Source organism: Thiothrix fructosivorans (assembly GCF_017349355.1).
Taxonomy (GTDB): Bacteria; Pseudomonadota; Gammaproteobacteria; order Thiotrichales; family Thiotrichaceae; genus Thiothrix; species Thiothrix fructosivorans.
Window position 1 is genome coordinate 195,683 of the sequence record NZ_JAFMPM010000006.1, and the last position, 23,057, is coordinate 218,739.

Annotated in this window: 16 protein-coding genes; 9 read left to right on the top strand and 7 right to left on the bottom strand. The window is 53.5% G+C overall.

The annotated features are described in order from the left end of the window. Positions 1 to 2: 2 nt before the first annotated feature. Genes J1836_RS04155 through J1836_RS04170 form a run of 4 tightly spaced genes read left to right on the top strand, consistent with a single transcriptional unit; the run spans position 3 to position 7,830 of the window. Positions 3 to 3,257 (top strand): putative inorganic carbon transporter subunit DabA, encoded by a 3,255-nt coding sequence (locus tag J1836_RS04155; protein WP_207249827.1) that lies wholly within the window; start codon positions 3 to 5, stop codon positions 3,255 to 3,257. Then, positions 3,250 to 4,809, top strand: a complete 1,560-nt coding sequence (locus J1836_RS04160) for a proton-conducting transporter transmembrane domain-containing protein (protein WP_207249828.1) — start codon at positions 3,250 to 3,252, stop codon at positions 4,807 to 4,809. The genes J1836_RS04155 and J1836_RS04160 overlap by 8 nt, the downstream gene beginning before the upstream one ends. A 7-nt stretch (positions 4,810 to 4,816) precedes the next feature. Continuing rightward, complete coding sequence (locus J1836_RS04165) at positions 4,817 to 6,352, top strand: complex I subunit 4 family protein (RefSeq protein WP_207249829.1); 1,536 nt, start codon at positions 4,817 to 4,819, stop codon at positions 6,350 to 6,352. Beyond that, the gene (locus J1836_RS04170; RefSeq protein ID WP_207249830.1) at positions 6,352 to 7,830 is read left to right on the top strand and encodes a complex I subunit 4 family protein; all 1,479 of its coding nucleotides are present in this window, start codon (positions 6,352 to 6,354) and stop codon (positions 7,828 to 7,830) included. The genes J1836_RS04165 and J1836_RS04170 overlap by 1 nt, the downstream gene beginning before the upstream one ends. A 30-nt stretch (positions 7,831 to 7,860) precedes the next feature. Here the strand turns inward: J1836_RS04170 and J1836_RS21435 are convergent, their stop codons facing one another. Together J1836_RS21435 and J1836_RS21440 are read right to left on the bottom strand one after the other, a co-directional pair. After that, the gene (locus J1836_RS21435; protein WP_242632722.1) at positions 7,861 to 8,304 is read right to left on the bottom strand and encodes an ATP-binding protein; all 444 of its coding nucleotides are present in this window, start codon (positions 8,302 to 8,304) and stop codon (positions 7,861 to 7,863) included. Next, positions 8,301 to 9,104: an AlbA family DNA-binding domain-containing protein gene (locus J1836_RS21440; protein WP_242632723.1), complete on the bottom strand. Its 804-nt coding sequence runs from the start codon at positions 9,102 to 9,104 to the stop codon at positions 8,301 to 8,303. Before J1836_RS21440 ends, J1836_RS21435 begins: the two co-directional genes overlap by 4 nt. 261 nt (positions 9,105 to 9,365) lie before the next feature. Between J1836_RS21440 and J1836_RS04180 the strand changes: the two genes are divergently transcribed. Then, positions 9,366 to 10,598 (top strand): RNA-guided endonuclease InsQ/TnpB family protein, encoded by a 1,233-nt coding sequence (locus tag J1836_RS04180; protein ID WP_207249831.1) that lies wholly within the window; start codon positions 9,366 to 9,368, stop codon positions 10,596 to 10,598. A gap of 24 nt (positions 10,599 to 10,622) precedes the next feature. On the opposite strand, the gene J1836_RS04185 is transcribed toward J1836_RS04180, so the two are convergent. Then, the gene (locus J1836_RS04185; protein ID WP_207249832.1) at positions 10,623 to 11,105 is read right to left on the bottom strand and encodes an Lcl C-terminal domain-containing protein; all 483 of its coding nucleotides are present in this window, start codon (positions 11,103 to 11,105) and stop codon (positions 10,623 to 10,625) included. Positions 11,106 to 11,560: 455 nt separating this feature from the next. On the opposite strand from J1836_RS04185, the gene bioD reads away from it, so the two are divergent. Beyond that, positions 11,561 to 12,220, top strand: a complete 660-nt coding sequence (gene bioD / locus J1836_RS04190; protein ID WP_207249833.1) for a dethiobiotin synthase — start codon at positions 11,561 to 11,563, stop codon at positions 12,218 to 12,220. Here bioD and J1836_RS04195 read toward each other — a convergent pair. The 3 genes from J1836_RS04195 to J1836_RS04205 are packed head-to-tail and all read right to left on the bottom strand — an operon-like array spanning position 12,217 to position 15,566. Further along, a complete protein-coding gene (locus J1836_RS04195) occupies positions 12,217 to 13,365 on the bottom strand; it encodes a PilT/PilU family type 4a pilus ATPase (RefSeq protein ID WP_207249834.1) in 1,149 nt (382 codons plus the stop codon). The two genes, bioD and J1836_RS04195, sit on opposite strands and share 4 nt — an antisense overlap. Continuing rightward, complete coding sequence (locus J1836_RS04200) at positions 13,365 to 14,519, bottom strand: PilT/PilU family type 4a pilus ATPase (protein WP_207249835.1); 1,155 nt, start codon at positions 14,517 to 14,519, stop codon at positions 13,365 to 13,367. The genes J1836_RS04195 and J1836_RS04200 overlap by 1 nt, the downstream gene beginning before the upstream one ends. A gap of 12 nt (positions 14,520 to 14,531) precedes the next feature. Further along, entirely contained in the window at positions 14,532 to 15,566 is a 1,035-nt protein-coding gene (locus J1836_RS04205; protein WP_207249836.1) for a type IV pilus twitching motility protein PilT, read from the bottom strand. 61 nt (positions 15,567 to 15,627) lie between these two features. On the opposite strand from J1836_RS04205, the gene J1836_RS04210 reads away from it, so the two are divergent. Next, on the top strand, positions 15,628 to 16,308 hold the full coding sequence (locus J1836_RS04210) for a YggS family pyridoxal phosphate-dependent enzyme (protein WP_207249837.1): 681 nt from the start codon (positions 15,628 to 15,630) through the stop codon (positions 16,306 to 16,308). A gap of 15 nt (positions 16,309 to 16,323) precedes the next feature. On the opposite strand, the gene J1836_RS04215 is transcribed toward J1836_RS04210, so the two are convergent. After that, entirely contained in the window at positions 16,324 to 16,872 is a 549-nt protein-coding gene (locus J1836_RS04215; RefSeq protein WP_207249838.1) for a DUF4124 domain-containing protein, read from the bottom strand. Between the two features lie 270 nt (positions 16,873 to 17,142). On the opposite strand from J1836_RS04215, the gene J1836_RS04220 reads away from it, so the two are divergent. Together J1836_RS04220 and J1836_RS04225 are read left to right on the top strand one after the other, a co-directional pair. Then, positions 17,143 to 18,036 carry an RnfABCDGE type electron transport complex subunit B gene (locus J1836_RS04220; RefSeq protein WP_242632724.1) on the top strand — a complete coding sequence of 298 codons (894 nt, stop codon included), beginning with the start codon at positions 17,143 to 17,145 and terminating at the stop codon, positions 18,034 to 18,036. A 35-nt stretch (positions 18,037 to 18,071) separates the two neighbouring features. Further along, a complete protein-coding gene (locus tag J1836_RS04225; RefSeq protein ID WP_207249839.1) occupies positions 18,072 to 22,994 on the top strand; it encodes a 2-oxoacid:acceptor oxidoreductase family protein in 4,923 nt (1,640 codons plus the stop codon). Positions 22,995 to 23,057 lie beyond the last annotated feature (63 nt).

Sequence of the window (23,057 nt, forward strand, 5' to 3'; positions counted from 1 at the left end):
ACATGACCGACCACAGTCAGGCACATAACGAACAACGCGCGTATTTGCAGGAAGCCATCGCGGGCTTGGATGCGGTCTTACCGATCCAAGCCCCGTTGCAGGATTTCGTGCATTTTAACCCGCTGATGCATTACGAACACCTACCGTTTGCGGAAGCCTTACGCGCTGCCCACGCCCATAGTGGCTCATTGGGCTATTTACCCAACAGCGATTATCGACGCTTTTTTCGGGAAGGGCGCATTAATCGCCACGATATTTTCAGCATACTCGCCAGCGATGCCGAGCAAGCCGCCGACCGTGAGATTTACCTCACCGCGCTTGCCAACAACATCAAAGCGATTACCTTTCAGCAAATGCGCTGGCAAGTAGAAGAAAACGCCGCATTGGAACGCTTTCAAGCCGATGTTGCCTACGAACAACGCGATAAATTGCTCGAAGCTGCCGGACAAAACGAAGCCACTGCCATCCGCGCCTTGTGGGAAACGTGTTTGCAAAAGCTGGAACTGCACTACGATTTACCGCACCCCGAAGCCTTGCTGAACTTGCGCCTCACCGACATTAACGGCATCTGGGATCAAATCAAGCAACAAGGGCAAATCGGCGCGAGCATTCCCGATGCGGAAAGTTATATTCACGCCGAAAGCCGCGAATTGCTACACACCTTGCTGGATCAAGTCGGCGACACCCTGACCTTACGCAGCCTGTTGCTCAAACTGGTCAATGTGGATGTGATGGAACAACTCCTGCCGCTGCTCAATCGCCATCTGGCAAGCTGGCTGGATCAAGGCATCGCCTCCCTCCGTTCCCTGAGCGCAGTCGAAGGGAACACACAAGGCTTCTACACCTACTGGAAGTCAGCCACCCTGCAAGACTTGACCCTCACGCTCGAAGGCATGGATGATTGGGACGATTACCTCGAATCCCTGCATGACGACCCGCTGGAAACCATTCTGCAAGAATTGATGCGTAGCGGGATCGACAAAGACCGCTGGGGTGGTTACTTGCGCGTCTTAGCACTGGAGTTACCGGGCTGGTCGGGCATGTTCAACTGGCGCTCGAAAAACCCTGATTATTACGGCATCAACACCCCCGTCAGCATGGTCGATTACCTCGCGGTCAGGTTGGTCTTGGAACACTTGTATTGCCGCCAATACACCAGCGAACATTGGAAAATCAATGCCAGCGTTAGTAACCTACGTGGCTATTTCCACCAGAATCAGGATGAATTTTTTGTCCGTTACCACGCTTACAACACCACCTTGCCGGAATTCCTGCAACAGCTTGCTCAACAATTCTTAAGCAGTGAAGAAGACATCCTACCGCAAGACTGGCATCAACTTGCCCACCAAATCCTAACGTGGAATCTTGCCCCCGAAACGGTCATCCCCGTTGGCACCGACATTTACCGCAAAGCATGGCGTTTATTCCACCTCGCACAACATCTGGCAATGGATGCCGCCGCATTTGCGCAACTCTCACCGGAACGCATCCAGCGCCTGCTGGCCATTCTGGAAGAACTCGACGACCCCAATACCAGCGGCTATATCTGGTTACAAGCGTATGAACACCATTATCAGGAAGAAATCTTCAGCGCAGTGCTGAACAAGCATAAAGAAACCCCGCTTTCCACCCCGCCCACGGCGCAACTGATTTTCTGCATGGATGACCGCGAAGAAAGCGTGCGTCGCCATCTGGAAGAAATCGCCCCCGATGTGGAAACCTTCGGCGCGGCGGGCGTGTTTGGGCTACCCAATAACTGGCGCGGACTGGATACACCCCGCCCCCTCAAACTGGCACAACCCGTGGTCACGGCAGTCCACGAACTCCGCGAAATAGCGGATACCGCAGCGCAAGCCCGCTTGCCAGCCCACCAACGCCACCAGCGTTTCCTCAACGGCTTGAGCAAGCTGAAAAACCACCGGATGCGCCACAGCGTATTCGGCACAACACTGGCGTTACCGTTGCTCGCGCCGTTTGCGTTGCTGGAACTGTTAGGGCGCGGCTTGCTACCTGCCACTTACCAGCGTTTCATGAACAAGGTACAACGCCGCGCCAGCTTGCCACTCAAAACCCGTGTTGCCTACACCGCCAGCGAGGTGTTGGAATGCCCCAGCAAAGAACACAACCAGATGGGCTTGAGTGCGGCAGAAAAAGTTGCCAAAGTGGCTGCGTTCCTGAAACTCACCGGCTTCACCAGCGGCTTTGCACCGTTGGTGGTGTTAATGGCGCACCGTTCGCGCCACTTGAATAACCCGCATATCCTCGGCTACGGCTGTGGCGCGTGCAGTGGACGTTTCGGAGGGCCGAATGCCCGCGCTTTTGTGGGCATGTGCAATGAAGCGGAAGTGCGTACCCAGCTTGCCACCCAACACGGCATTCACATTCCTGACGGCACGTGGTTTATTGCCAGCGAACACGACACCACCAGCGATGACATCGACTGGTTTGATACCGATTTAATCCCTGCCAGCCATCAGGCAATCGTCAAGCGCGTGCAACAAGCTACCGAACAAGCCGCACGTCAATCGTCATTGGAGCGTTGCCGCAAATTTGCGTCTGCCAGCCCGCACCTCACCCCGCGCAGTGCCAAGCGCCATGTAGAAGGACGGGCTGCTTCTCCCGATCAAGTCCGCGCAGAATTGGGGCATCAAGGCTGCGCCGTCGCTTTCATCGGGCGACGCAATCTGAGTAAAGGCGTTTTCTGGGATCGGCGTTCCTTCCTGATTTCCTACGACCCACACAACGACCCCGATGGCAAGCTGCTGGAAGCGCAATTGAACGGCAATGGCGTGGTCGGCGTGGGCATTCAGATGGATTACTACTTTTCGCGAATGCAAAGCGGCTACTTCGGTTCAGGCAGCAAAGCCACCCACAACCTCACGGGTTTATTCGGAGTAATGGAAGGCGGCGCGAGCGATTTGCGCACCGGGCTTGCCCAGCAAATGGTGGAATTGCACGAACCCATGCGCTTGCTGGCGATTGCCGAAGCGGACATTGACACGCTGGTAGCGATTTACCAACGCCATGAGTATTTGCGGCGCTTACTGGATAACGGCTGGGTGTTACTGGCAGCGAAACCACCGGATCGCAATGAAATCCACGTTTTCCAACCCGGTAAGGGCTTTGTGCAATGGCGCGGTTCGGTACATCAATTGCCGCAAGTGCAGCATTCCCGCGACTGGTACGCGGGGCATCATGGGCATTTACCGCCTGCGGCAGTGCGGGGTTCTTCGGCGCTGGAGGTGAACCATGCCTAATGTCATGCTGTTATTGATTCCTGCCCTGCCCTTGCTGGCAGCTTTATTGCTGGCAATGGATCGGCTGTTTCGCTGGAGTCGCGGGGATGATGGCGAACGTTTTGCCGCTGGTTTATTGCAAGTCGCCAGCCTGTTAAGCCTGTTACTGGTGCTGTGGGCGGATGTGCATTACTGGCTAAACGGTAGCCGTGACGTGGTGGTGTTGCCGTGGTTGCACAGCGGTATCTACAACGCCAGCATTAGCTTTACACTGGATCATCTGAGCTTGAGCATGGCAACGCTGGTGGGGGTGATCACGTTGTTAGTGACACGCTTTTCGGTAAATTATTTGCATCGGGAAGCAGGCTTCCAACGCTTTTTTATGGTAATGGGCATTTTCACTGCTGCCATGTATTTGATTGCGCTGTCCGGCAGTGCCTTGCTGGCGTTTGTGGGCTGGGAATTGGCGGGGGCAAGTTCGTATTTGCTGATCGGCTATAACTGGCAAAGCCGCACCGCCACCACGAATGCAACGCGTGCGTTTGTCACCAATCGGATGGGTGATGCAGGGTTTATGCTCGGTATGTTCATGGCGTTTTCGCTGTTTCGTACCACGGAATGGGCGGTGGTGCTGACGACACCCGCTGACAAATCCAGCTTGCTGGTCGGCGTGGCGGCACTCGGCTTTATGACCGCTGCCTTGGTGAAATCGGCGCAATTCCCGTTTTCGGCGTGGATTACCCGTGCATTAGAAGGCCCCACACCGTCCAGCACCGTGTTTTACGGCTCGCTGATGGTACACGCGGGCATCTTCTTATTACTGCGTATTCATCCGCTGCTGGAGCAAGCCCCCGTCTTGCAAGCCTTATTGCTGAGTGTGGGTATTCTCACCGTGCTCTATGGCTGGTTGGGAGGCTTGGCGCAAACCGACATTAAAACCTCGCTGATGTTTTCAACCTTGGCGCAAACGGGTTTGATGTTGGTCGAAATTGCGCTCGGTTGGTACACGCTGGCGTTGCTGCATTTGCTGTGGCACGCGGTGTGGCGAGCGTATCAGTTTTTGCATTCGCCTTCCTTCGCGCTGCATACGCAATGGCAAGCTGCCCCGCCTGCGCCGCTGTGGTTGCGCAAACAGCGTTGGTTGCACAATGCAGCCTTGCAACGCTTCTGGCTTGACCCGTTGGCGGATTGGTTGCTAATCAAACCAACCTTGGCGATTTCACAGGAAACCCAAGTGTTCGATGGGCAGATTCTCGATAAACTCAGTGGCACACCCAGCCCGCACAGCAGCATGGCAACGCTTGCCGATATGCAGGCGATGCAGCAAGGGCGAATGCGGGTGGAAAGCAGCATCGGTGTCGGTTCGGGTTTCTTGGGCAAGCTGATGCAATGGGTGGCGGAACACTTGGAATGGTTTGAACACCGTTTGCTCTTGCAAAGTGGCGGCGGCAAAGCCAAAACCACCTTGGACACATTGGGGCGGTACTTGGATAGGATCGAGCGCCTGCTGACCCAACCACGTTATCTGGTGTTGCTGATTTTTGCAACGCTGGTTGTCATTTTCCGGGGGTAGTCTACACATGATTTTTTCTGAATTAATGGCAACCAAGCCCTTGCTGACCATGTTGCAATTGCTGCCGCTTGTAACGGGATTGGTGCTGATCAAAGTGCGCGGTCATGCCGCGATTGCGCTAGCGGGCATTATGTCGCTGGCGCAAATGTTTCTGGCGATGGGTTTGTATCAGCAATTCGATATTCACCAACCCGCTGGGGTGATGCAGTTTGCGGAAAATGTGCCGTTGTGGGGTGCATTCCACTACCACGCGGCGGTGGATGGTATCGGGGTCATGTTTGTCTTGCTCACTAGCTTGATCAGCTTGCTGAGTGTGGCGTTTGTGCTGGTGCGGCGCTTACACGAAAGCTCAATTCTGGCGGTGATGATGATGATTCAAGCGGTCGTCACCAGCCAATTCGTGACGGTGGATCTATTATGGTTTACCACCATGTCGTTTCTGGAAGTGGTCTTGGTGGGCTATTTGACGAAGCGCTGGTCGACCTTCCACGACATTCAACCGACACTCGCCCGTTACCTGCAATTCATGGTGGTGGGCTTGCTGCTGATGGTGTTTGGAACGCTGGTACTGGGCTGGAATTACGCCGATGCGAACGCAGGGCGCTGGAGCTTTAGCCTGTACGAGTTATCGCAACTGGGTTTCGGTAAGCATGACATGGTAGGCACGCTGGTGTTCTTCGCGCTGTTCTACGCGTTGGCGATACGGATTCCGATATTCCCGTTTCACGGCTGGCTGCCTGCGTTTATGTTGCATGGCAATGTGGCAGTTGCACCGATTTATTTGCTGGGCTTGAAAGTGGGGGTGTACGGCTTGCTGCGTTTTGTGTTCCCCATCGTACCTCATGCGGTGTGGGAATGGCATTGGGTGGCAACAGTGTTTGCATCCACCGGGGTATTTTATGCAGCCTTTTTGGCAATGCGCCAACGCACGTTGCGGGAATTGCTGGCGTTTGCGGTGATCAGCCACACAGGGATTTTGACGATTGGTTTGTTCAGTTTGCACCGTATGGCGTTTGAAGGCGCGGTCTTACTGGCGTTGAACTTTGGCTTGGCGATTACGGGCTTGCTTCTAATGACGGGCATGGTGTGGCAACGCACGCGCACCACGCGGCTGCACAAATTGGGCGGCATGTTGGACTACATCCCCATTGTCGGCTTGGCGTTTTTGGTGGCAGGTCTGGCGGTCGTGGGAATGCCGGGAACACCGGGGTTTGATGCGGTGCATTTCGTGTTGGAAGGTTCGATCAAAAGCTTTGGTGCAGTCGTCACGGTGGCGGCGGCATTGGGTAACTTAGTCGCTGCGGGTTTCTTATTACGCGCTTTCCAACAAGCCTTTTTAGCAACACCGGGGATGGATACCAGCCGCTGGGATACCAGCCCGACCTATCCGGCAGAAACCTTGATGGCGGGTATTGTGATTGTGGTGACAGTGGTGGCAGGCTTTTATTCCGCCCCGTGGATTGCGTTAATTGGCGAGCCAATTAGCGGATTGGCGGCATTGTTTGCTGAATATACCGGCGCAGTACACGGAGGGGGTCACTGATGGATGGTTTAACGAGTATGAATTTTCCGTGGTTAAGCTTGCTGATTTTGATGTTGCCGTTGGGCGCAATTTTAACCGCCCTAATGCCGGGTAAAGAAGCACGCTTGGCGGCATTAACCACAGCGGTGCTAACGCTGGGCGTGACGCTGGTGATTGTGGCAGGCTTTGACCCACAACAAACCGGCTTCCAATTTGTGGAAAAAACACCGTGGATGCCGAGTTTGGGTATCCACTATTTCATGGGCGTGGATGGCTTGTCGGTGCTGTTTTTACCGTTTACCGCGCTGCTATTTATTGGGGTGATTTTGGCATCGTGGAACGCGATTCGCACCATGCGCCAGTTTTATTTTGCGCTGCTATTAATGCTGGAATGCACCATCATGGGCATTTTCACGTCGCTGGATACGATTTTGTTTTTCCTGTTCTGGGAAATGACCTTGCTGCCGCTGTTCTTCCTGCTCAGTTTGTGGGGCAGCGGAGCTAATCGCCGCTATGCAGGGGTGAAATACAGCTTGTTTATGCTGGCGGGGGGCTTGCCGATTTTGGTCGGTTTTGTGGTGTTGGCGCTGAATAATTCCACGGAGCTGAGTTTTTCCTACACGGATTTGCTGGCAGGTAGCCACAGTAAAGACGTTCAAATCGTGGTGTTCTTCCTGTTATTGGTCGGGTTTGGGATCAAAGTGCCGTTGTTTCCGCTGCATACGTGGTTACCCGTGGTGGCGCAAGAAGGGCCTGCGACCACGGTAGCGTTACTGACGGGCTTGAAAGTGGGCGCGTATGGTTTATTACGCTTTGGCTTGCCACTCGTGCCGGAAGCGGCACTGGAATTCCGCTGGATTTTGGTGGGTTTGGGGATGATTGGCGTGCTGTATGGCGCAGTCGCCGCGTTAAGCCAAACCAGTTTGCGGCGCATGTTGGCGTTTTCCTCGTTAAGCCACGTCGGCTTGGTGGTGCTGGGCATTGCTTCGTTTAGCCCGCAGGGAATGCAGGGCGCGATCTTCCAATTGCTGAACTTCACCCTGATTGCGGGTGGGTTGTTCCTGATCACGGGATTCTTGCATCAGCGCACGGGTTCGACGGAATTATTGAGTTTGGGCGGGGTGGCGAAGTCGATGCCGTTGCTAGCATCGCTGTTCTTTTTCCTCGGCTTGGCGGGGATCGGGATGCCTGCCACCAGCGGTTTTCCGGCGGAATTTTTGCTGATCGTGAGCATTTTGGAAGTGCATACCGGCGCAGGGTTGGTAGTATTGTTTGTGGTCATATTGGGCGCGGCGTATTTCCTGAATTTCTACCGCAAGGCATTTTTGGGTGAAGCGCGTCACGCTATTATCCGTGATGCACCTGATTTGAAGCGGCGCGAACTCGGTGTCCTGCTGCTGATCGTGATACTGGTGCTGGTCTTCGGCTTCTACCCACAGGGGATTTTGGATATAACCGAAACCAGCAGCCAGTATTGGGTGAGCTTGCTGCTGCCTTAAGCCAAATATCAGGCAACGTTTATTGGCGTGTCAGGGTGTTGCCACTGTGGGCAACGCTTGGGCATAAAGCGTCAGGCACAGCTCCAGATCGCTGACCGATTCGTACTGGGGAAGTTTGCCTGACAGTTTTTCGCTTTCACGCAGGATCATTTCCACGCCAAAACCGCGCCTGTCCATCAGGTAACTTTTGCCTAAGTCAACCTCATCCACTGGATAGTAACGGGAAAATAAGCTGGCGAGGATTTCGTTGCGTGGCACGGACAAACGACTCATGGATTCCAACGACAAGGTGTTGGGTAATGCGCCCGGTGAATGGATTTCCAGCCGATCGGCAAACATAAACAAGCGGATACGTTGCGCGTGCAAGGAATAATCCCGATGCGCCACTGCATTCACAAGCGCTTCAAACACCGCTCCCAAATGGTATTGGGGATAATCAACCCTGCCTAACGGTTTGCGAGCGGCAGTAGTCATATTACGGCGCACAAATGAAAAGCATCCAAGATTTGCCGATCCAGTGGGCCACGGATTTCCTGCGCATCGATCTGTTCGTTAGGGTCATTGCGCACCCCAGTATGGGCGACAACCAGAATTTCGGCGTTGCGTAACCATTTTGCAGGGTCTAGCGTACAGAGTAACACCCCAGCTATGGTGGGCAGGGCTTCACCATCACGGTTATCAATCAGGTGTAGCCGTGCCAGTTGCGTGATGATGTCGCCTTGATCGGGCTTGATGAAACGGCGTAACAACAACGCATCGAGGTCGTCAAAATGAGCCTTGGGAACAACCTGCTCTTCAAAGCGCACAATCCGCGCCTGACTACGCTGTTGAAACAAGCGTGCCAGCATATCCGGCTGCATTTCGCGTTTGGCGTGCCCAATGCGTTTGAAATAGCCATTAGCACTTTGGTGAACCCACAAACTACGCGGCACTTCTGCAACAATCACGGCTTGTAATTGTCCACTTGCATCCAGTAATTCGAGGTGATGAGTGACAACTTCCAGTGGTGGTTTAATACGGTCGGTGCAAATCGCCGTCAGCCATGTTTCCACCCGATCCAGATGTTCAGCGGGAATCCCCGTGACGGTGCGCGTTTTATCATCGACCCCAAAGACCATCAAGCCACCGCTGGCGTTACCCATAGCTGCCAATTCATCGGATAAACCATCAGGATGCGGTTCGAGGTTCTTACCGTCTCTGAGGGTAATCTGTTTGAGTTCCAACGTGGAGTCTTCGCCCAAACGAATGCGTTGCATGAGGTGCGTGAGGTTCATGAATCATCTCCAAACAGGCTGCTTTGCCCGATTGTAGCATCCTCTCGTGGGTCGGGTTTGTTAGTGTTAGATATACCAGTTGCTGGTCTTCGGCCTCTACCCACAGGGTTTGAAGCAGCTACCACAAAACCCACCCAAACTTCTCCAATCTTTGTCATTTTGGAGAAGTTGTAAGGCACAGACTACCGTTCATCTGTCGATAGCAACATCAAAAACACCCACCCCTAGACACAAAATCTGCTGTATTGCATCCTATCCCTCATGATTATCAGCCACAAAATCCGCCTAGACCCCAACAATAAACAAGCCACGTACTTGGCGAAAGCCGCAGGTACAGCGCGGTTTGCCTACAACTGGGCATTGGCGGAATGGCAAATCCAATACGCGGCGTGGAAGGAAGACAACAGCCAGCCAAAGCCCAACCAGATGTTGCTACGTCGCCAACTCAACAGCATCAAGCGCGAACAATTCCCGTGGATGCTGGAAGTCACCAAAAATGCCCCGCAAATGGCAATTATCCAACTCGGCGCAGCCTTCAAAAACTTCTTTGCAGGACGTGCCAAGTACCCGCAATTCAAAAAGAAAGGCAAAAGCCGCGACAGTTTCACTCTTACCAATGACCAGTTTGCCATCGACGGTTGCCGCATCCGCATTCCCAACCTTGGGTTAGTACGGATGCGGGAAACGTTACGCTTTTCCGGTAAAATCCTCTCTGCCACGGTTTCCCGCACCGCTGACCAGTGGTTCGCCAGCATCACCGTGGATACGGATCAAAACCACCTCCCGCCTGCCGAAAACCAAGGCACGGTGGGGGTGGATTTGGGCGTATCCGCACTGGCAACGTTATCAACGGGGGAAAAAGTTACAGGAGCAAAGCCGCATAAAGCCTTGCTTTCACGCCTAAAACGGCTATCCCGCAGCCTGTCGCGCAAGGTCAAAGGCAGTGCCAACCGCCACAAAGCCAAGGCAAAACTGGCAAGGCTTCACGCCAAGATAGCCAACATCCGCCAAGACAGTTTGCACCAACTCACTACGGATTTAACCCGCCGTTTCCACACCATCGGCATTGAAGACTTGAACGTATCGGGCATGGTGAAAAATCGCCATTTATCCCGTGCCATCAGTGATATGGGGTTTTTCGAGTTTCGCCGTCAACTGGAATACAAGGCGGGAATGCGGGGCAGTGTGGTGGTGGTGGCTGATCGGTTTTTTGCCTCCAGCAAGACTTGTTCTGCCCCCGGCTGTGGGCATAAAGTGGACAAATTACCACTATCGATACGTGAATGGACTTGCCCCGTTTGCGGTGCAGTCCATGACCGTGACGTAAACGCTGCCAAGAATTTGCAAGAGTATGCTTCGGCTACGCTCAGCAACCACGCCGTGAGTTCCACGGTGTCGGCCTGTGGAGGGGAAGGCGCTGGTCTTGGGCGCAAGCCGAAGACGAAACCAGCCCCAATGAAGCAGGAATTTAACCGCAAACTTGACCTTGGTTAAGTTTGTATAAGTTTAAAGGAACGGTTAGCGATTGCGCACCAAGCGAACATACATACCCGCGCCCTTGAAGTTTTCATAGGCTTTGCCCTTGGAAAAATCCAGACTCCAAGCGCGTGGGTCAGATTGGTCACTCGACCATACGCCCACCGCACGCATGTGTGGGAAAATCTCCAAATTGACCGCCGGAGCAGTGCAACGGTGCTCGACCAGACCGCGTAACTCCGCCAAGGTCGGCAAACGCCATCCCGCTTGCGCCGTATCCGCTGCTTTGTCCCATGACATACGCCGAGGGCTGCCGCTACACTCGCGCCCGTCTTGCCCTTCTAAACACTTTTTCCACGTCAGACCGCTACGGGAATCCGTTACCGTGCCATTGCCGTGATCATTAAAACGCTGCGTAGGCGTAGACGCTGGCAGATGAGTGTTACAACGCTGTTCTGCCATGACCAATGTTGCACTAGCAAGCAGCACACAGCCGCCCAACGTGAGGGTGAACCTTTTCATCATATTATTATTTACCAAGCAAGCTATTATTTATTAAATTTATTGAATATCATCAAAATAGTTTAATAATCAAACTATAAGACGTATATTTAATCAAAATGGTTCAAGCTAATAAGATAAATCTATCATTAAGTGTGCAGCAGGGTAAGTATCATTTGTGCAGACCGCAGTACAACTACCTAGCATCAGCCCTGAGCAATGACGCTAACACTGGTATCGCTCACTTTGTAAACATTCATTTAGGAGGTAAAACCCTGCTCCAACACGACAGGGTATCATCACAAATGATACGTTATAGTTACGGTTATGCCGCGTCACTGCGGAGAAACGCACGATTATCAACCAAAGGTTAAAAGTTATTTCATCAAAATGACTTGATTTTCAAGTACAAAGCTTCACATGATAGGTGTTCATAAAAAATACGTAAAACACCACCACAGGAAATCAAAGGTAATGGCATGGGTATGATTGTTCCCTCTCTGGCTCACTGGCTGGAAGCATCGGAACTACTGAACGGCAAGGGCATGTTCATGACTGGCACAGACACCAACGTCGGCAAAACGTGGGTAGGCAAACAATTGATTCACACCTTGCGTGTATTGGGACGTGAGGTTATCCCGCGCAAACCCGTCGAATCTGGTTGGAATGCCGACATTCAGCAAACCGATGCGTGGCAACTCGCGAATGCGGCGGGGTTGGAACTCGATAACAGTATTTGCCCGTATCGCTTCAGCGCCGCGATCTCGCCCCCACGGGCAGCGCACTTAGTCGGCAAACACTTAACCTTGCAAACCCTGGCCGCCACCTGCCCGACACGCTGGGATAAGCGCCAATTTTTATATGTCGAAGGGGCGGGCGGTTTCTATTCACCGATTGCCGATGACGGCTTAAACGCGGATCTGGCGCAGATTTTGGGCTTACCGGTGGTACTGGTGGCAGAGAACAAACTGGGCTGCATTAATCACGTATTGCTCGCTGCCGAAGCCATCCAGCAACGCCGCGTACCGTTTGCGGGTGTCATCCTCAACAACCGCCAGTCGTTGCCGGAGAGCATGGATAACCTGAACGATTTACGCGCTTACTTGACTGTACCTGTGGTGACATTTCCGGCGACTTAAACCATTTCTGGCAAGCCATGATTAAAATCAGCCTCATCCGGCACGCCCCCCTTGAGCTGTTCTTGTGCGCCGAAATTGATTTGCCATTCCAAATCATTGCGTGAACCCGCGTACTCCAGTGCCGTTACCTTGCTAATGTGCTTATCGCTGTAGAGTTGGTACAGTGCTTGATCGAAGGTTTGCATTCCATCCACCGTGCCTTTGGCAATAATGCTTTTCAGCTCGCCAAACTGCCCAGTACGGATCAATTCCGCCACATACGGCGTATTCACCAGCACTTCCGCCGCCAAATGCAGCCCGTCTTTGTCATCGGGAATCAAGCGTTGCGCCACAATACCGCGCAGGTTTAAGGATAAATCCATCAACACGCGCCCTTTGTTTTCGCTAGGGAATAAATACAGCATCCGTTCCAACGCTTGAATCACATTGGTCGCGTGCAAGGTCGACAACACCAAATGCCCCGTATCGGCAAAACCCAACACCGCATCCATCGTTTCGGTATCACGCACCTCCCCGACCATAATCATATCGGGTGCTTCGCGCATCGCCTCACGCATGGCATTCGCGTAACTTAAGGTATCAAAACCCACTTCGCGCTGCCCAATAATGGATTTACCGTGGCGGAAGGTGTATTCAATCGGGTCTTCAATCGTCAGAATGTGTCCAAAGTGATTTTCGTTGCGAAATTGAATCAACGATGCCATCGAGGTCGATTTACCCGAACCGGTCGACCCCACAAACAGCAACATACCCTCTTTTTGCAACACCAATTTTTTCAGCACCTCCGGCAATTTTAAATCTTCAGGTGTACGAATATCGGAACGAATATGCCGAATCACCATCGACACTTCGCCGCGCTGAAAATAGAAATTCATGCGAAAGCGCCCAATGCCTTTCAGCGAAAAACCTTTATTTAATTCACGATCGGTAAAGAAAGATTCAATTTCGGTGGCAGTAAGAATTTCTTCTGCCAACTGGCGAATCGTGCCCGGCTTCATCGGGTCACGGCTAATCCGCCGCAATTGTCCGCGTACTTTGAGCGTGGCGTGCGCCCCGGTGGTCAAATACAAATCGGAGGCACTTTGCTTCACCATCATGTTTAACAATGGGGTAATGCGTAAATCGGCTTCGGTCATGACGGTCATTAGCGGGCGTTCTCCATGGGTTCAATCGCCAAATCATCTAACCCCTTGAAGAAGTCGTTTTCTTTGCTGAAACGGCTTTCCAGTTTGAGGCGCAAGCGTAAATCGTTTTGTGAATCGGCATGGCGCAAGGCTTCCTGCACGGTGATTTGCCGCGCTTCGATCAAATCAAACAAGGCTTGGTCGAAGGTACGCATCCCGTGTTCACGCGATTTCGAGGTCAGCGTTTTCATCCCCGGCACATCGCCTTTGAGGATTAAATCCGCCATCAGCGGGGTATTGATCACCACTTCCACCGCCGCCAAGCGCCCTTCCCCTTTGGCTTTGCGTACCAAGCGTTGCGACACCACCGCTTTCAAGTTCAGCGATAAATCCATCAATAACTGGCTACGCCGCTCTTCAGGGAAAAAGTTAATAATGCGGTCAATCGCTTGGTTGGAACTGTTCGCGTGCAAAGTCGTTAAACACAAATGCCCTGTTTCGGCGTAAGCAATCGCGTAATCCATCGACTCGCGGTCACGAATTTCCCCAAGCAAAATCACGTCAGGTGCTTGCCGCAATGTATTTTTCATCGCGATTTCGTAATTGGCGGTATCCACGCCGATTTCACGCTGAGTAATCAAGCATCCCTTATGCTGGTGCACGAATTCGATCGGATCTTCAATGGTGATGATATGCCCTTTGGAATTAGTATTGCGAAAATCGACCATCGATGCGAGGGTCGTCGATTTCCCCGAACCCGTCGCCCCCACCATGATCACCAAACCGCGTTTGGTCATGGCAATGTCACGTAACACGGGGGGCAAACCCAAATCCTTCAAACCCGGAATGTGGCTCGGAATATGCCGCAATACCATGCCCGCACACCCGCGCTGCGTGAAGGCATTCACACGAAACCGCGCCTTGCCGGGCAAGCTGATGGAAAAGTTACACTCCATCTCTTCCTCAAACTGCTTGAGCTGGCGGTCATTCATAATGGCACGCACCAACATGCGGGCATTTTGCTCGTTCAATGCCTGCGTCGTCAGCGGCACCATTTCGCTGGAAATTTTGGCGGAAGGTGCAGCATCTGCCGTGATATACAAGTCAGAAGCACTTTTTTCCAACATCGTAGCCAGCAATTTATGCACGTAACTAACGGCGGCATCGCGATCCATACATTACCTCTATTAAATACTGTCCGGGTTTTCGGCTTTGCGACGAGCGGTTTCACGATCCACCAACCCTTTCATCACCAGATTTTTCAGCGACTGGTCGAGTGTTTGCATCCCTTCATTTTGTCCGGTTTGCATCGCGGAACGCATTTGTGCAATCTTGTTTTCGCGGATCAAGTTACGTACCGCCCGCGTACCGATAAGGATTTCGTGTGCTGCCACGCGCCCACCGCCTTTTTTCTTCAGCAAGGTTTGCGAGATCACCGCTTGCAAGGATTCGGAGAGCATCGAACGCACCATTTCTTTTTCTGCCGCTGGAAACACATCCACAATACGGTCAATGGTTTTGGGAGCGGACGTGGTATGTAACGTACCAAACACCAAATGCCCCGTTTCAGCGGCGGTCAGTGCCAAACGAATGGTTTCCAAGTCACGCATTTCCCCCACCAGAATGGTATCCGGGTCTTCACGTAACGCGGAACGTAACGCCGCTTCAAACCCACGGGTATCACGGTGCACTTCACGTTGGTTGACTAAGCTTTTTTTGCTTTCGTGCACAAATTCAATCGGGTCTTCGATGGTGAGAATATGCCCGTAATCGGTGTCGTTTTTGTAATCGACCATTGCCGCCAAGGTGGTGGATTTGCCCGAACCCGTTGGGCCTGTAACCAGCACCAAACCACGCGGATTTTCGGAAATCTTGCGGAAAATATTGGGTGCACCCAGTTGATCCAAAGTCAACACTTTGCTGGGGATGGTACGAAAGACCGCGCCCGCACCACGATTTTGGTTAAACGCATTCACACGAAAACGTGCCACACCGGGGATCTCAAACGAGAAGTCGCATTCCCAATGTTCCTCATAGTTTTTGCGCTGGTAATCGTTCATGATGTCGTAGACCAGTGCGTGAACTTGTTTGTGGTCGAGGACAGGCAAGTTAATCTTGCGCATTTCGCCATCGACACGGATCATCGGTGGCATCCCACCCGACAAGTGCAAGTCGGACGCATTGTTTTTGACGCTGAACGCCAGCAGTTGGGTAATATCCATTATTGTTATAATTCACATTGTGGGTTTAGTTCAGTGATTAATAAGGAAAGTAACACATACCATGACAATCCGTGACAATATCCAGACAATCGGCGAACGCATCCGTGCTGCCGAACAGCATTTCGGTCGAGAAGCAGGCAGCGTAGAGTTGCTAGCCGTCAGTAAAAAACATCCCGCCGCCAGCATCCGCGAAGCTATTGCCACGGGGCAAACCCAGTTTGGCGAGAATTATGTGCAAGAAATGGTGGAAAAAGCGGCTGAATTAGCCGGGCGTGGCATCGAATGGCATTTCATTGGCCCGATTCAGTCCAATAAAACGCGCTTGATTGCAGCCACGGCGCGTTGGGTACATTCGGTGGATAGTGTCAAGATTGCACAACGCTTAAGCGAACAAAAACCAGCGGATGCACCGGACATTAATATCTGCTTACAGGTGAATATCAGCGATGAAGCCAGCAAATCAGGCGTAGCACCCGCAGCTTTGCCGGAACTGGCAGCGCAAGTGGCAGGCTTACCGGGGATTTGCTTGCGGGGTTTGATGGCGATTCCCGCCCCCGAACCGGATGTTGAACGGCAACGCGCCGTGTTCGCGCAAGTACGCCATTTGCAGGAAAGTCTGATTGCACAAGGCTTTGCGCTAGATACGCTCTCAATGGGCATGACCGACGACATGGAAGCAGCGATTGCCGAAGGCGCGACCATCGTGCGCATTGGTACGGCGATTTTCGGGGTGCGTCACTAAGCCGACGCGAGGTGCTTATTGCCCTTGCAGCGCCGAGAAGCGCAATACGCTGAATTTAACGGGTTCGGTATTCTGAATAATATTGCCGCCTGCGTCGTTCAATACCGCAAACACGCTGTGTTCGCCGCGCTCGACGTCGGTCAGGTTGAACGACAGGGATGCACCCGTGGCGACCTGTTTCGCGTCCAGATACAACGTCACCCCATCACCCGCTTTCAATTGCGGTTTCAAGGAAATACTGACCGCTAGCGTCCCTTCATTGGCGCGGATCGCTTCTTCTGCCGTGGGTGAAGTGATTTTGAAATCCGAATAGGCTTCCGCCTCATCTCCGGCTTTTTTGCCTGCGGTTTGTGCGGCATCGGGATTAGCTTGGACGGGTTTGGGAGCGGGGCTGTCTGCCACGGTCAGCAACGGCAAATTCACGGGTTTGGCAGCACCTTTTTCGGGCGGGTTATCACCGTAGACTGTCTTACCGTCAGCATCCACCCAGCGGTAAATTTCCGCCTGCACCGACACATTCGCAAGACCGAGCATTAACAACAGCGATAGTAATCTGACACGCATACATAGCCACGCAGGTTGGTTGATATACCGATGATTCTACGCAAATAAACCAGCAGGGCAGCAAGTGGGAGGATAAACGGTGGCGATTCGCGGCGGAGGGATTATAGGCCCTATAGCAGTACACCTATCTCCCCCCTATCCATTTTAGCTAGCACATCCTATCTCTTTTGTCTTGTGCAATGCAGGGTAAAACATTGATCTAGATCATTATTGCGACGCACAATTTTGGGTAATTTAAATAGCGTATTTCCCTAAAATAGGACATTTATCGTGATTGACTCCAGCTTGTTCTCCACCGACACCTTGGTTGCCCTTGGTTACATGCTGGCATTGGGCGTTTCACTCGCCGTTCTGCTGGCAATCGCGAACCGTTTCCTGTTTGTGTACGAAGATCCGCGCATCGACGAGGTGGATTCTGCCCTGCCGCACGCCAATTGTGGTGCATGTGGTCAAGCCGGTTGCCGCGTCTTTGCCGAAAAGCTGATTACCGGCGAAGTCCAACCGGGACAATGCACCGTTAATGCGCCTGCTAACAACGTCGCCATTGCCGAATTTCTCGGTGTTTCACTCGGCGATCAAGAAAAGCGCATTGCCCGCCTCGCCTGTGCAGGCGGTACACACGTTGCTTACACCCGCGCCCAATACGAGGGTATCCATTCCTGCCGCGCTGCCGCGCTGATTGGCGGCGGTGGCAAAGGCTGTACGTGGGGCTGCCTCGGCATGGCGGATTGCGCCGATGTCTGCGATTTCGACGCGATTACGATGGATAAACACGGTCTGCCCGTGGTCGATGCTGCTAAATGCACCGCCTGTGGCGATTGCGTGGATATTTGCCCCAAACACCTGTTTGAACTACACCCCATCAGTCATCAACTGTGGGTAGCCTGCAAGAATTTACACTTCGCGGACGCGGCAGAAGCCGAATGCGAAGTCGCTTGCACCGCTTGCGAGCGTTGCGCCACCGATTCCCCAGAGGGATTAATAACGATCAGGGATAACCTGGCAGTGATTGATTACAGTAAGAATTCCCTAGCCTCCAAGGTCAGCATCCAGCGTTGCCCCACCGGTGCCATCGTATGGCTGGATGACAAAGGGAACATCGAAAAAGGCTTGAAAGCAAAACCTGTCATCAGAAAACAGGCATTGCCCATCGGTCAAGCATAACCCTTTAAAATTTCTCACTCTGAGAGGCAGTCAACATGTTCGGAAGCAAAAAACCTACACCTCCTACCGTCAAGTACCCCGGTACACGCATGGCAATGGACGGCAACGCCGCCGTCATCATGTGCGAACGCGAGGCATCCGACGCGGCAGGTGCATACCCGATTACCCCTTCCACCCAGATGGGCGAATACTGGGCGGAAGAAGTCGCGAAAGGTCACATCAATAACGCCGGTCAGCCGTTGATTTTCGTTGAACCGGAATCCGAACACGCGGCAGCAGCCGTCACGGCAGGTATGTCGATGACGGGCTTGCGGGCAACCAACTTTTCATCGGCACAAGGCGTGGCATTCATGCACGAATCCTTATATGCCGCCGTCGGTAAACGTCTGCCTTACGTGTTGAATATCGGTTGCCGCGCCATTACCAAAGCCAGCCTCAACGTACACTGCGGGCATGATGACTACCACTGCATCGACGACACCGGTTTCTTCCAGATTTTTGCCAAGAACGCGCAAGAAGCGGCGGATCTCAACCTGATCGGGCGCAAGATTGCCGAACTCTCCCTGACACCGGCTGCGGTGGCGCAAGACGGCTTCCTCACCACTCATTTGATCGAACCGCTACAAGTGCCGGAACGCGAACTGATTGCAGAATTCCTCGGCAACCCCGCTGACATGATCGACTGCCCGACTCCGGCGCAGGAAATGATTTACGGCCCGAAACGCCGCCGCGTCCCCGAAGTGTGGACAGTGGATAACCCAATGGTGGCGGGTACGGTACAAAACCAAGATGCCTATATGCAGGCAACGGCGGCACAACGCCCGTACTTCTTCGACCACATCCGCGACCTGTCCGAAAACGTGATGGCGGAATACGCCAGCCTCACCGGACGCTACTACGGGCGCATTGCCGAATACCGCTGTGATGACGCTGACTACGTGATTCTGGGGCAAGGCAGCATGATCGTGCAGGCGGAAGCGGTTGCTGATTACCTGCGTGAAACCCGCAAGCTCAAAGTGGGCGTGATCAACCTCACCATGTACCGCCCGTTCCCCGGTGATTTGATCAGCAAAGCCTTGCAAGGCAAAAAAGGCTGCGTGGTGCTGGAACGTACCGACCAACCACTGGCAGAAGATTTGCCGGTGATGCGTGAAGTCCGCGCTGCCCTCACCAAAAGCATGGAAAACGGTTTCGCGGCGCGGGGCGAACTGCCTTACCCGCTGTATGCTAACTACAAAAACGGCGACGCACCCGCCCTCTATTCCGGCTGCTACGGGCTAGGAAGCCGCGACTTGCAACCGGATGGCATTATCGGCGCTATCGAAAACATGCTGCCCAACGGCAAACACAAGCGTTTCTTCTATCTGGGTATCGACTTCTACCGCACCGCCGCGACTCCACGCCAAGAAGTGTATTTCAATGACCTGCTGAGCCGTTACCCGCAAATCAAAGATTTGTCGGTGTATGGCAGCGAAAACCCCAACCTGATGCCAAAAGGCTCAATCACCGTGCGGATGCACTCCGTCGGCGGCTGGGGCGCAATCACCACCGGTAAAAACTTGGCGATGACCTTGTACGACCTGCTCGGTTTCGACATCAAAGCCAACCCCAAATACGGTTCGGAAAAGAAAGGTCAGCCGACCACGTACTACCTCTCTGCTGCTCCTGAACCGATCCGTTTGAGCTGCGAATACCACTACGTTGACGTGGTGTTGTCGCCCGACCCGAACGTATTCCTACACTCCAACCCGCTGCATGGGCTGGACAAAGGCGGCGTATTCATTATTCAAAGCAGTCTGGAAACAGCGGCTGAAGTCTGGGCGCAAATTCCGCGTCAGGCACAGAAATACATCGTGGAACATGACATCCGCATCTTCTACCTCGACGGATTCAAGATTGCGCGGGAAGAAGCCTCCAACGCCGAACTGCAATTCCGTATGCAGGGTAACGCTTTCCAAGGCGCATTCTTCGCCGCATCGCCGTTGATGGCGCGTAACAATATGACCCGCGACACGCTGTTCTCTGCTATCGAAAAGCAGTTGCTGGACAAGTTCGGCAAAAAAGGCGCACGGGTCGTGGAAGACAACCTCAAAGTGGTACGCCGTGGCTTCGATGAAATCGTCGAAATCACTGACAAGCCAGTCGGCTTGACACCGGAAGCGGTGCGCAAACAAGCCAGCTCCTTGCCGCTCATGCTCAAGCAATTGCCAGAAGGCGACGGGCGCATTTCCGACATCCACCGTTTCTGGGAACAGACCGGCAACTTCTACATCGAGGGCAAAGGCAACGGCAACCTTGCTGACCCGTACATGGCGTTGAGCTTGATGCCGGTGGCGACGGGTGTCTATCGCGACATGACCCAAATCCGCTTCGAGTATCCTGAATACAAGCCGGAAAACTGCACCGCTTGCGGTAACTGCTACAGCGTGTGCCCGGATAGCGCGATTCCGGGGCTGGTGAATTCTGTCAGCGATGTATTCAACTCCGCCATTATGACCATCGAACGCGGCGGCAACCCGACCCGTTTCTTGCGCCGTGAAGTGCGTACCGTCGAAAAGAAACTGCGTGACTTGATTGACCAAAACGGCGAAGCCGCCAACGTCAGCCAATTGATCGACCACGCAGTACTGGAAACGCTGGCAGAATCCCCGCTGGAAGGCAAAGAGAAAGAGAGTCTGGAGCGCGAATTCAGCCGCTTGCTCGCCACTATCGGTGATTTCCGCTTTGCTATTACCAAGCCTTACTACTCTACCCGTGAGAAAAAGGCGAAAGGCAGTGGTGGCTTGTTCTCCGTGACCCTCAACCCCAACACCTGTAAAGGCTGTATGGAATGCGTCAAGGTCTGTGAAGACGGTGCATTGGTAGCCGCCCCGCAAACCGAAACCAGCGTGGAGCGGATGCGCAAAGAATGGAAATTCTGGGTCGACCTGCCTACGACCAGCCCAGAATTCAGCCGCATTGACAGTCTGGATGAAAAAGTCGGCGCACTCGAAACCCTGTTGCTCGACAAGCATAACTACCAAGGCATGGTGGCGGGTGATGGCGCGTGCTTGGGTTGCGGCGAAAAAACCAGTATCCACCTGTTCACCAGTACCGTGACCGCACTGATGCAACCACGGGTACAACAGCATTTAGCCAAGCTCGATGACCTGATCAGCAAGCTGGAAACCAAGGTACGCATGATGCTCGCCAGCAACATCGACCTCGGTAACACCAGTGCCTTGCGCAGTGCCATTGACAGCAATCAGGAAAACGACCTGACGCTGGGTGTGCTGTCGCATTCACTGGAAGCTAACAGCAAAACCAACCCGCTGGATCAGCAATGGCTGAAAGATGTCACCAAGCTGCTGGATGCTTTGCGTGACCTGAAGTGGAAATACACCGACGGTCAAACCAAGCAAGGGCGTGCCTCAATGGGGATTATCAACTCCACTGGCTGTACGTCGGTGTGGGGCGCAACCTTCCCGTTCAGCCCGTACCCATTCCCGTGGGCCAACCATTTGTTCCAAGACTCCCCGTCAATGGCGATGGGTATTTTTGAAGGTCACATGGCGAAAATGGCGGATGGTTTCCGCACCATCCGCAAAGCCGAACTGATCCTCAGCGACAGCTACAACCCGGCAACGCATGACAGTTTCTTCACCTACTTCGACTGGAAACAGTTCAACGATGAAGAATGGCATCTGTGCCCGCCCGTCGTAGCCGTCGGTGGTGACGGCGCGATGTATGACATCGGCTTCCAAAACCTGTCGCGGGCGTTAATGTCCGGCGTGCCGGTCAAAGTGCTGGTGCTGGATACGCAAGTGTATTCCAACACCGGTGGTCAGGCGTGTACTTCCGGCTTTATCGGGCAGGTGTCCGACATGGCGCCTTACGGCAAGTCACGCAAAGGTAAGTCAGAAATCCGCAAGGAAATGAGCCTGATTGGCATGGCGCACCGCACCTCGTTTGTGCTGCAAAGCTCCATTTCCAATATGACGCATTTGATCGAAGGCTTCATCGACGGTCTGAACAGCCGCCGCCCTGCCTTGTTCAACATCTACGCGGTATGCCAACCCGAACACGGCGTGGCAGATGACGCATCCGAACTGCAAAGCAAGCTGGCGGTGGAATCCCGTGCTTACCCGCTGTTCCGCTTCGACCCCGACGCAGGCGAAACCTTGCAAGATTGCACGACCCTCGAAGGCAATCCGTCCATCGACACCGACTGGCCGACTTACACGCTGGAATACACCGACGAAAAAGGCAAAACCGCCAGCATGAAAGTGCCGATGACCTTTGCTGACTTCGCCCTGACCGAAGGCCGTTTCCGCAAGAGCTTCCGCAAAGCCCCGCCGGAAACCTGGAACGACAATATGGTGCAATTGCACGAGTTCCTCGACATGGATGCGGATGCACGCGAAGGCATGTTCCCGTACATCTGGGCAGTCGACAGCAAAAACCGCCTGATGCGCGTCTTGGTAGCGGAAGAGCTGGTGAAATCCACCGAAGAACGCCGCCGTTTCTGGCATCAACTCAAGTCCCTGACGGGCGTGGATCAAGTCGTCGATCTGGATGCCATCAAGCTGCAAGCCAAAGCCGAAGTTGCACAGCAATTGACAGCTACCCTGATGGGCATGGCAGTGGGTAGTGTACCGGCGGGCTTGCTGGCAAGTGGTGGCAATGGTGCGCTGCCAGCGGCGGGTGGAGCGGTGGCTAACGCGGGCAGTTACGAACCAGTGTGGGTCGATACCCCGGAATGTACCGCTTGTGACGAGTGCATCAATATCAATGCAGGCATTTTCGGCTACAACGATGCCAAGAAGGTGATTGTCCTCAATCCAGCGGGCGGCCCTTTCAAAGACATCGTGAAGGCAGCGGAAAAATGCACGGCAGGTTGCATCCACCCCGGTACGCCGTCCAACCCGAACGAAGCGGGCGTGGACAAACTGGTAGCGCGGGCTGCGAAATACCAATAATGTGATGTCGTGGTCATATGTAGGGGCAGACCCCCGTGTCTGCCCTCTTCCAAGAAGGGCAAT